Source organism: Moorena sp. SIO4E2, from assembly GCF_010671945.1.
Classification (GTDB): Bacteria; Cyanobacteriota; Cyanobacteriia; order Cyanobacteriales; family Coleofasciculaceae; genus Moorena; species Moorena producens.
The window spans coordinates 1-3,676 of record NZ_JAAHIE010000649.1 but is presented as its reverse complement, the minus strand read 5'-3'; the positions used below and the strand labels follow the sequence as shown (position 1 = coordinate 3,676).

At 46.7% G+C, this 3,676-nt stretch carries 3 protein-coding genes; all 3 read right to left on the bottom strand.

All coding sequences use genetic code 11. The annotated features are described in order from the left end of the window. On the bottom strand, window positions 1–786 hold a 786-nt coding region (locus tag F6K37_RS34785), incomplete at its 3' end, for a hypothetical protein (protein WP_287255389.1). Continuing rightward, entirely contained in the window at window positions 786–2,921 is a 2,136-nt protein-coding gene (locus F6K37_RS34780; RefSeq protein ID WP_287255386.1) for a ferritin-like domain-containing protein, read from the bottom strand. The genes F6K37_RS34780 and F6K37_RS34785, both read right to left, overlap by 1 nt. 39 nt (window positions 2,922–2,960) lie before the next feature. Further along, window positions 2,961–3,676 (bottom strand): radical SAM protein (locus F6K37_RS34775; RefSeq protein ID WP_287255384.1); only part of this gene is annotated, 716 nt, incomplete at its 5' end.

The window sequence follows — 3,676 nt, the reverse complement described above, 5'->3', positions numbered from 1 at the left end:
TACCAAGAACCATCCGATCCCGCACAACGGTTGACGAATATAGGGGGCACAAGGAAAACAGCGAATTGAATTTACGTTGTTAACGTGGGAACCGATCCCCCTACTTTCGTAGAGAGATTCCAACAAAGCTTGTTGAGGAGTAGTAGAAGCATAGGGGATACAAGTCTGAATAATCCTGCGACGCTCAAAGAGCGGAGCAGAAAATAACCAACTATCTGCCAATGACTCTATGTAACAGCAAGAGTCATTGGCAGATACGCTTTCCCCTTCTGTCGCCACCATTATCCGTTGCCCTCCCCCTAGAATAGACCAGTTCACCTCCGGAGGTAAAGTCGCCGTGTTAGCGTGTATAACCCACTGATAAGGTCTTAACAGTTTACTCATCGTAGCAGCATCAGGGGGATGATGGTGATCAATAGGATGGATTTTGCTCCCTCGCACAACCTGAGATTGTCTGAGCAAAGTCAATAGAGTATTGGAAGACAAAGCCAAAGCTGGTTGGGATACCTTCATAGGACTGTGGGAAGCCCCCCATTTTACCCAACGATGAGTCAGCCGATATCCATAATCTTGTAGGGAGATATCAGGAAATAGAATGCCAAGCAGGGTCTCGCTGATATCATTGAGGACAAGAGAAGGTCCGTGGGAGTCTTTCGTCAAGTCTCCAATCAAATCACAGGAACGCCCCACTTTGGCTAGAGCTGCCACAGAAGCCAGCGCACTTAATCCATTGCCAACAACAGCGATAGACGGTGTTGTTGGCTGATTCTGCTTATGAAAGTCCATTAGAACTCTGCTTCACAGACGACATCTTCAAAGTATTTAATCACGTCTTCTACCTTGTCCTCGTGACCTTTCTTCAGAGTGCGCTTCAGAACTGGCTCTTGTTTAGTCCCAGATCCAACTGACAGTAATTTAATTTCTTTAGAAATAGCAGGGAGGGTACTCTCCTTGATAATCCCCGCATTCACCAACTCTTGTTTGAGTTTGTTCAGCAAGGTTTTAGCGGCTACTGAGGATGTGACTGGAGGATCCTCTTCTAGCCAGTCTGGGATTGTAAAGAGGGGGGTCATTCCTTGTGTCGCTAACTCAAAGTTGACCTCATTCATGCGAATCATCAAGGCAATAGCACGACGCAATCCGCAACCACTCAACTGTTCATTCTTGCAGGCAAAGGCAATTTGTAATAGACCTAAAAGTACCCAGTAAAGAACATTACTTTGAAGTTGTAACTTAGCACCATTTGTGTGTAAACTTTCCTCATGGGGAATTCCATAAATCTTAGCATCAGGGATTATTGGATTGGGTTGATCACTTTCCTGGCTCCATTTATCAGGACGAATATAACCCGGTAAATCATCGCGATCATTATTGCTGAAGAATGCTAAGTTTTGCTGGGCTGTGCTAAAACGCACGTAATGCCCTTCCCCTTCATCAATGATGAGTTTGATGATCTCCACGGCACGAAGTTGGGTTTCAGGAGTCTCGAATTGATCGGGAGCCAGATGCTGTAAGGATCTCTGTATGCCAACATACATGCCATCCAGACCAGCTACAGTTGATCGACTAGGACGTTCAACATCAACAAACCACTGTAACTGAGAACTAGTTAAACTTTGCAGGTAGAAAGGTATTTGGAAGCGCCGCCCCAGCTTCGTAGCTCGCTTGATAGTGGTGGGAGCACCTAGGAGCTTCAGAACTTCGTTAGCCCAGCGGAAATGGCGCATTTCATCAATGGCAATCTCGAAGATCTCATGAGCTCCTTTCCAGAGTCGGAAATTCTCTAAACTCTCATCCTGTGGTTCATCTTTGGGAGTATTTACTGAATAGTAAGCGTAGAGATACTGCACTGCCAGGGCATGTTCTACGGTGGCGAGATAGGCGATCTCTTCTTTAATCTGCTCAAGAGTGAGCAAGGGTCCCGGGGGAGGTGTTGCCGGTTTGTAAGACTGACCGCATTCCCGACCATTGACAACAGGACGTAGTTGCTCCCAATCAGTCATCATTTCAGCATAGTCGATCTCCCGCAATCGCCGACCTTTATAGCTGTATGCAATATCTTCTGTTTGGGGTTCGACTTGCCAATTTTTACGCTGAAAATTGAGATAGGGATAAGAGCCATCTTCACTAGCATTGACATCAGGTTTGTTGGATGCCCAATAAAAACATTGACAATCCCGAAAGTCATAAGTCCACGGAGTACAGAGGGTGCGGGTGAGTTCTCCTGGTTGATAAACATCAGGATCGAGAGTTCCTTGGGCATTGAGGTAGGGGGCGCGTTCTGCAATTAAAACAGCCCATTTTAATTCCCCTTGCGATCGCTCCACAAAGCCACCAGTATTACCCGATGAAGTATCTGTAGAAGGCCAAAGTTCATCGATTTTTTCCTTGGCTGCCGTTAGTTCAGGTCCTTCCTTTGGAGGTTTCGGCCCAATTATAATGGCAACCTTCCCTGGAAATAAGGCATTGGCTTTACGCCAAGGATAAAGTCCCCCCAATTGCCCCTTGCTTTTGTCTTTAACATTAACAAAATCTATTGAGGCAGGATTGTTGGGGTCTTCTTTGGCGGCTGTTCGACCTTTGAGAGTCCATAGATACAGATTTTTATTGAGGTCTTCACTTGTCAAGCCCATGTCACGCCATGGCTGTGCCTGATCATCGGGAGTTAGGGCGGCTAATCGAGCGCCATCAGAACGATAAACCTCAAAATAAGTGCCTGGGAAAAAATATTTTTGTAAATTGCGGTTATCCATTTCCAGTCCAGGATAGCAATTGTCTACCCCATCCTCTGGACGGGTGGTTGTGGGATTGCCTGGAACTATATAAGCTGCCCTAGCTGTCAAATTGCGGGGAAAAATTTTCCACTCTTGGGGATCTTGCGGGGGGTTGCCTATCCGCTGGGGCTGTTGAATTTCACTCATAATCAAAAGCTCTCTGTTGAAATAATGGATAATTACTGATTATTGGCGCATCATTTCGGGTGATGTGACGAAATAAGTCTCAGGGTCGAGGAAATATTCAGGCTTTTGGGTAGAAAGTTCTGCATAGGAGGCCAGACAGAAATCAAGCCAACCACGAATGTAGTCGCAGGCAATGCGACCGCGTTTGCTTACTTCGTGATAGCAACCCCCACCACAGAGGTAACGTGCCCAACAGGTGCGACAAGGTTCCATCGAGTCTACATGGCTGCGCTGTAAATGTTGTGTTCGAGCGCTATAGTCAGAACCCTGCTGTATTGACCCCATCTCCCAATTCGGATCGTCAACTAACCGGTGGCATCCATAAAGCTTTCCTTGAGCATTGACGCTTAAGTAGCCTGCACCGGCACCACAGGGATAAGGACGATGGCTACCTCGATGGATTTCGTTGAGTGCTGTTTCAAAGTTAGTGAAGGGAAATCGCTTTCCTCGCAATAAGTTTTGCTTGCAGACTTCACCACACTCAATCATATGCTCGAGAAACTGCTTAAAATCTGAAGCTTGAAATGCGTACTCAGGATTGGGAGAAACCAGTACGGGGGCAAATCCAGCGTCATCCACTCCTAAAGACAATACATGTTCGAGGACGGGTAATAGGCGTCCGGTTTGAGGAGTAACCGTGATGCGGGCTGAGGTATGGGCTGGCGGTTGAGTCTGTAGATGCTTTATTCCCTTCATCACCTCCGCATAACTCCCTC

Excerpts from the sequence above, each read along its gene's own strand:
- F6K37_RS34780 (WP_287255386.1), bottom strand. The coding sequence starts at position 2,921 with ATGAGTGAAATTCAACAGCCCCAGCGGATAGGCAACCCCCCGCAAGAT.